This window comes from Sulfurovum sp., from assembly GCF_036568385.1.
Classification (GTDB): Bacteria; Campylobacterota; Campylobacteria; order Campylobacterales; family Sulfurovaceae; genus Sulfurovum.
The window spans coordinates 43,258-49,257 of sequence record NZ_DATCSP010000061.1 but is presented as its reverse complement, the minus strand read 5'-3'; the positions used below and the strand labels follow the sequence as shown (position 1 = coordinate 49,257).

Annotated in this window: 9 protein-coding genes; 8 read left to right on the top strand and 1 reads right to left on the bottom strand. The window is 41.6% G+C overall.

The features are described from left to right. The 6 genes from VIM88_RS06825 to VIM88_RS06800 all read left to right on the top strand — a co-directional run. Positions 1-190 (top strand): fumarylacetoacetate hydrolase family protein (locus VIM88_RS06825; RefSeq protein WP_331862140.1); only part of this gene is annotated, 190 nt, incomplete at its 5' end. A gap of 13 nt (positions 191-203) precedes the next feature. After that, entirely contained in the window at positions 204-413 is a 210-nt protein-coding gene (locus tag VIM88_RS06820) for a hypothetical protein (RefSeq protein WP_331862139.1), read from the top strand. A gap of 77 nt (positions 414-490) precedes the next feature. Next, entirely contained in the window at positions 491-949 is a 459-nt protein-coding gene (locus tag VIM88_RS06815) for a nucleoside deaminase (RefSeq protein WP_331862138.1), read from the top strand. Between the two features lie 141 nt (positions 950-1,090). Then, on the top strand, positions 1,091-1,792 hold the full coding sequence (locus VIM88_RS06810; RefSeq protein WP_331862137.1) for a DNRLRE domain-containing protein: 702 nt from the start codon (positions 1,091-1,093) through the stop codon (positions 1,790-1,792). Between the two features lie 287 nt (positions 1,793-2,079). Then, the gene (locus VIM88_RS06805; RefSeq protein ID WP_331862136.1) at positions 2,080-2,799 is read left to right on the top strand and encodes an arylamine N-acetyltransferase family protein; all 720 of its coding nucleotides are present in this window, start codon (positions 2,080-2,082) and stop codon (positions 2,797-2,799) included. A gap of 230 nt (positions 2,800-3,029) precedes the next feature. Beyond that, positions 3,030-3,905, top strand: coding sequence for a formylmethanofuran dehydrogenase subunit E family protein (locus VIM88_RS06800; RefSeq protein WP_331862135.1), 876 nt, complete (start codon positions 3,030-3,032; stop codon positions 3,903-3,905). Positions 3,906-4,016: 111 nt separating this feature from the next. Here VIM88_RS06800 and VIM88_RS06795 read toward each other — a convergent pair whose 3' ends face one another. Further along, on the bottom strand, positions 4,017-4,412 hold the full coding sequence (locus VIM88_RS06795) for a hypothetical protein (protein WP_331862134.1): 396 nt from the start codon (positions 4,410-4,412) through the stop codon (positions 4,017-4,019). Positions 4,413-4,500: 88 nt separating this feature from the next. Here VIM88_RS06795 and VIM88_RS06790 point away from each other — a divergent pair, with 88 nt between their 5' ends. Beyond that, positions 4,501-4,884, top strand: coding sequence for a S24 family peptidase (locus VIM88_RS06790; RefSeq protein ID WP_331862133.1), 384 nt, complete (start codon positions 4,501-4,503; stop codon positions 4,882-4,884). An 87-nt stretch (positions 4,885-4,971) separates the two neighbouring features. Next, a complete protein-coding gene (locus VIM88_RS06785; RefSeq protein WP_331862132.1) occupies positions 4,972-5,991 on the top strand; it encodes a cytochrome-c peroxidase in 1,020 nt (339 codons plus the stop codon). Positions 5,992-6,000: the final 9 nt, after the last annotated feature.

The following is a 6,000-nucleotide window of genomic DNA, read 5'->3' as shown; positions in this document are numbered from 1 at the left end:
TGAACTGATGATGTATAAACCTTTAGAGATGCTGGAAGAGATCCAATCTTTTATGAGCTTAGAGGATGGGGATGTTATTATGTCAGGTACACCTAAAGGGGTGGCGAATTATAAAAGAGGAGATACTTTTCAGATCGAACTTTATAGCGATGAAGAAGTGTTACTTTCTCAAACGTGGCAAGCCAAGTAAGGTAAGTAAAACAATGGAATATGAGTTTATAGAATTCAAAGCTGGTCAGAGATGGAAGACCAGAATGGGTCATCGATTTATCATCAAAGAGATTCACGAGGACGAAGAGTACGCTCTGGTATGCATCAGTATGGATACAGGCAGAAAACATTATTTTGATGAGGATGGTTTTGCCGTTCCAGGCTATCCAACGGATAATGATCTGGCAGAACAGATCTCTTAACCCGTTCCAAATCTCCCGATACAGAACGAATCAGTTTCTGTATATAGGTTCCATGATTATCATGCTATAATCTAACCATGAATAAATGGATGCAGATAGCCTATGACGAAGCGATAAAAGGGATGAATGCCAATGAAGGGGGGCCGTTTGGTGCCGTCATTGTCAAAGACAACAAGATCCTTGCCAAAGCCCACAACCGTGTGCTGGCGACCAATGACCCGACGACCCATGCCGAAATGACCGCCATCAAGGAAGCCTCGCAGGTGCTCGGCACTTACGATCTTTCCGGATGTACCCTGTACACCACCACAGAACCCTGCCCTATGTGCCTCGGGGCTATCTTCTGGGCGCGTATAGAGACGGTCTATTACGGTACGACCAAACTGGATGCGGCCAAAGGCGGCTTCGACGATGCACGTTTTTACGAGATGATAAAGGGCGGAAACAATGATGTGGTGCTCAAACAGATCGATCACGAAGCGTGCGCAGAGATCTTTGAACAATGGAATGCGAAAGAGGACAAGCAGATCTACTGACTCTCACTCATTCCATATCTCATAGAGCATAGGTGATGTTAATACTACGCTGAACTTTTCTCCCCTCGTCCCCAAGATGAAGCTTGGGGACGAGGGGAACTTGGTTTTTAATGTTATTTACTTCATGAAGGAGGAAACGAGATGAAGAATGTTATTCAGTATTTTTTCGTATGTGTGGCAGTCGCATCATTAACTATATTTAATGTTGGCTGTACTAGGGAGTTTAAAACCATCGTTATAAAACCAGATAGCAAGAGATTTGTGAACTGGAAGAGTGGGAATGGACATAATAACAGTACATGCGTCATAGGGTCTTGCATTGCTACAATGGGTACTAACTGTGATCCGGGGTTAACTGAAGATGACTCAACTATTGTTGGTTACTCCCATCGTTATGATGCAGGAACCCAACCCTGCGCTTGCTGGGAATATGTTGATTGTGCCTATAGAGGGCACGTTGGCTTCAATGTTTCTCAACTCAAACAGGTTGGGCTTGGTGCGGCTACGTTGAAATGGGACCCTATCACTGAGATAAGTGCAGGAGACACGGCCACTAACAGTGGCAACTGTATAGCTAAAATATATCGGGCTACTGAGCCTTGGGAAGAGGAGAAGACGACCGCAGGTGAGGAGATATCATCATGGGATACTGGAGCAGGAATAAATCCGCCGACAGGTATTAATGTTTCAGATACGGTCCGAGGTTGGCTTAATGGTACTCATCCAAATTATGGCTTCTTTTTTGTCGGCCCGAATGAGAACGTACACGAAAAAAATAACAATAGGTGCTTGACAAGGATGAAAAATTTGCGTCTTGAGGTCTTAATCTCGGTCGATAAATAGCCAATGATACGATCGCGTCTAGGGAAAAGGGCAGGATCAATTAAACATGTAATCATTGACATCGCCTAACAAGGCAAATTCACGCGGACAGCCAAAACGTCGCTTCTCCTCGTTCCAATCGGGACGAAGGGAACGATGAATATCTCCCGGTATGTAACGAGAAAAACAACCACTTAGAGAGAAATAGTTGACGTTATACGCATGATTCATCGAAAAAAGGATAGAGCATTTTTCAACCTTACTATAAAAAACTATATATTCAAGAAGTACGACCATCATTACAATTAGTGAAAGATATACTGGAAAAACACCTTGAGCGTTTTAGTTTTAACAATATTTCTGTACTGTTAAACCAACCCATATCATTAGAAATAGAAGATATTATTAATAAAGTTGTGATCAACAACCTTGGCGGATATTGTTTTGAGCACAATAAACTGATCCACGATGTACTTCGATCATTAGGATTCGATGTGCGTACGTTGGTAGCAAGAGTAGTGAACGGTCAAGATATAGATACACCAAGAACGCATCGTATTACATTGTTAGAGTTGGATGGTGATCAATATATCGTTGATGCCGGTTTTGGTGCAATGTCTCCTAAAGCACCTGTTAAAATAGAACTATCAAATGATTCTGATCAAGAGTATCGGATCATCAAAAATCAAGACAATGACTTTCAACTAGAAGTATTAACCCCGCAAGGATACTTTACTTTGTATAAGTTCGATCTGCATCACTATACACAGGCAGACTGTATCATGGGAAATTTTTATTCTTGGAATCATCCAAATGCAGTTTTTGTAAATAATCTTGTGATTGCTTTAAAGCTTGAAGATACCACCCTTTCATTGAGAAACCATAGTTATCATAAAATAGGCAAAAATAATACGGAGATAATAGATATAACCGATCATAGGCAATTGTATTCAATTATCAATGATGATTTTCTTATACCGATCACAGAGGAACAAAGTGCCAAGTTGTTTGGAATAACCAATAAGTGATTAGAAAATTAATAACAAAACATAGGGAACGAGAAAGATGTCTTATAAAATAGACATTGATGTCCATAACTCACTACATTGCCATATTTCTTGAATTATCCATTTATTTCTTGTATACTATGAATACTTCTAATAAGTAATTGGGCTTGTAAATGGTTGCGTGCCTGAACTTTAATGTCAGTAAAGAAAGTATACATTCACGGAACTCATAAACAATAAAAGGATTCCACATGAAAATACGATTACTTTTCCCACAAATCTTGATTTTGTTACTATGTGATCATACTGCATACGCACAGGAGCCGACGTATAAGCAAGGGGTGAATACATTCATAGAAACCGGTGTAACACAACCAGATAATGTCCCCACGTGGTATGCGCCCATGGTGGCTAAGCCTTATGCACCTGTTTTTGAAATACTTGCCACAAAAGGAACTCAAGGCAGATATTACCCGTACACTTATGCCTTAACGATAAAGGATATGATCAAGTGGCACGGCCATGATTGTGAAGGAACCACCCATGCAGCTAACATCATGAAAGTCGCATTTGAAATCCTTTTTCCTGACGGCATTATAGATAGAAGTGTCCTCAAGGGTATTTCCGGAACCGGTCCCTGCTGGTCAGATGCTGTGGCTTTCTTGACCGGTGCTCGACTTCAATATGGCAATCTCGGATTCTTCAAGAACAAAGAGTATAACCATGCCATTTTACTGTATCGTACAGACACCAAGGTTGCCGTTCTGGCGACATGGAAGAAAGGTATCAATAATATTCCCGGTGAGCCGGTTGTGCTGCCCGAAAAAATCAATTGGACAACAAAAGTTAACATGCAGGATGTCATTGCACTGAAGCAAGAAGTAAAAAATGCAAAAGGGACCCCTACTCCCTACCAGGTCGATCTTTTACGTTTCTATCAATGGACACATGTGAACGATATTCTGAGTCATCCATTACATGAAAGCTACCAAGCCAAAGTAATTGAAGATTTCAACTGGGACGACTGGGTGGATAATACAAAAAGCATTGCAAAGCCGGTTGTAAGATCTGATACACGTTTAAAGAATCACCCGTATCGCGAAAAGCCTGTATTAGATACAAAATGATCTGTTTCAATACAGTGATGCTGCTATCTAATATTGCAAACACATACATCTCAATAGATTCTGCGATTTTCGACTTTAAAATCAGTTTGAGAGCGAGAAAGTAAAACAATGTCATAATTCAAAAGAGAGGTTTGCAAATACCCCTTCGACACTTGGTGCGCTTTTGTAGCGTGTACGGAGCACCCTCACCTTTTTTGTCTTCAAGTCACAGACAGCTATGCGGAAGCCCATGCCCATTTGCGGTTCAACGACGCAGATGATCTTTCCTTCATACTCTCGTGTGGCGTGGATGATACCCTGCAGGTCAGGGAAAAAATATTTTGGATAGCTCAGGGGTGTGATCTCTACGATCTTGATCTTGTCACCCTGTTCCAGGGTATCTACTATAAGCTGTGCATCTTCCAGACTATCGAACTGTACACACCAATCATCAAAAACCTTATTGAAATGCTTTAGATCTTCATCTAAAAAACCTCCGGCAAGTGACTGTAAAGCAAAAATTCCCATGCATTTTATCCTGTTGTAAAGGTGGAATTTTAACATAATTTAGTGCATTGCGTAAATTCAGCTACAATAACAAGATCAAGGAACGTTCATGGATACAATTAAACTGGAATATCATCAGATCATAGATGAAAATGCCGTAAGAAAAGAGTTGGAGTTTCAGACAGACCTCCTGAAGGTTCCATACTCCCAAAAATCCCTTTTTGTTTCAACCGTACATGGGGAATCTATGCAGCCGCTGATAAAAGACCGATCTTTGGTCGTAGCGGACCTCTCCCAAAAAGAGTTCGAAGATGAAGGCATTTTCCTGATCGAGAAAGATGAGAACATGTGGATAAAAAAAGCATCGAACATAGACAATAAAGCGTTCTTTGTATCCATCAATCCGGATTATTCCCATCTGGTATATGAGACAGATGACTGCAGGATCATTGCAAAGGTCTTATTGCACTTTGACGGGGATCAAAATATATAGACAAAACTTAATTAAATGATAATTTTTATTACTAAGCTGTAAGTTTAACAACTATATAATATTTGATCACACTTATAAGGAGAATGTATGAAAATATCTAAGATCATTGCTGCATCACTGGTAGCATCATCTGTACTTTTTGCCGGTCAGCTGGCAGAAAAAGCAAAAACAATGGGGCTTCAGCCGATCCCTGCTGACAAAGCCGAGCTTTCAAAACTGATCGATCCGAACGGTACGATCACACCGGAAAGAGTCGAACTGGGGAAAAAGCTTTATTTTGAACCGAGACTTTCAAAAAGTGGAATTATCTCCTGTAATACCTGTCACAATCTTGGACTTGGGGGAGCGGACGGTGCTCCGGCAGCTGTAGGACATATGTGGGTAGCAAATCCGCACCACCTCAATTCGCCGACCGTATACAATGCGGTATTCTTCAAAGCGCAGTTCTGGGACGGTAGAAGTCCGCACCTGGAAGATCAGGCACAGGGACCGATGCAGGCAGCGCCTGAAATGGCTTCACCGGCTTCACTCGTAGTGGACAGGATCAACTCTATTCCTGAGTATGTTGAGGAGTTTAAAAAGGCATACGGGAAAGATGTCAAAGTTGATTTTGAAACGATCACATCAACGATCGGTATCTATGAGAGAACACTGGTGACACCTTCAAGATATGATGACTTCCTGAACGGAAAGGACGATGCCTTGAGCGATGCTGAAAAAGAAGGTCTTCAGGTATTTATCGATCAAGGGTGTACGCAATGCCACAGCGGTGTAGCACTGGGCGGAACGATGATGCCTTTCCCAATGGTGAAACCATATAAATTTGCCAATGTCGGTGACTTCAAAGGCGATAAGAACGGCATGGTGAAAGTACCGACGCTGAGAAACATCACTGAAACGGCACCGTACTACCACAATGGGCAGATCTGGAGCCTGGCAGAAGCAGTAAAAGAGATGGGAAGCACACAGCTTGGAAAAGATATCTCTGATGCGGATGCAGAAAAGATCGTCACCTTCCTGAAAGCGCTGAAAGGTGAAAAACCTGAGATCATCTATCCGCAGCTTCCGGAAAGTACACTTAAAACACCAAAACCTGATTTTAACTGATCCACACAC

What these genes read in the sequence shown, in the direction of transcription:
- VIM88_RS06820 (WP_331862139.1), top strand. Translation starts at nt 204, where the DNA reads ATGGAATATGAGTTTATAGAATTCAAAGCTGGTCAGAGATGGAAGACC.
- VIM88_RS06815 (WP_331862138.1), top strand. Translation starts at nt 491, where the DNA reads ATGAATAAATGGATGCAGATAGCCTATGACGAAGCGATAAAAGGGATG.
- VIM88_RS06810 (WP_331862137.1), top strand. Translation starts at nt 1,091, where the DNA reads ATGAAGAATGTTATTCAGTATTTTTTCGTATGTGTGGCAGTCGCATCA.
- VIM88_RS06800 (WP_331862135.1), top strand. Translation starts at nt 3,030, where the DNA reads ATGAAAATACGATTACTTTTCCCACAAATCTTGATTTTGTTACTATGT.
- VIM88_RS06795 (WP_331862134.1), bottom strand. Translation starts at nt 4,412, where the DNA reads ATGGGAATTTTTGCTTTACAGTCACTTGCCGGAGGTTTTTTAGATGAA.
- VIM88_RS06790 (WP_331862133.1), top strand. Translation starts at nt 4,501, where the DNA reads ATGGATACAATTAAACTGGAATATCATCAGATCATAGATGAAAATGCC.
- VIM88_RS06785 (WP_331862132.1), top strand. Translation starts at nt 4,972, where the DNA reads ATGAAAATATCTAAGATCATTGCTGCATCACTGGTAGCATCATCTGTA.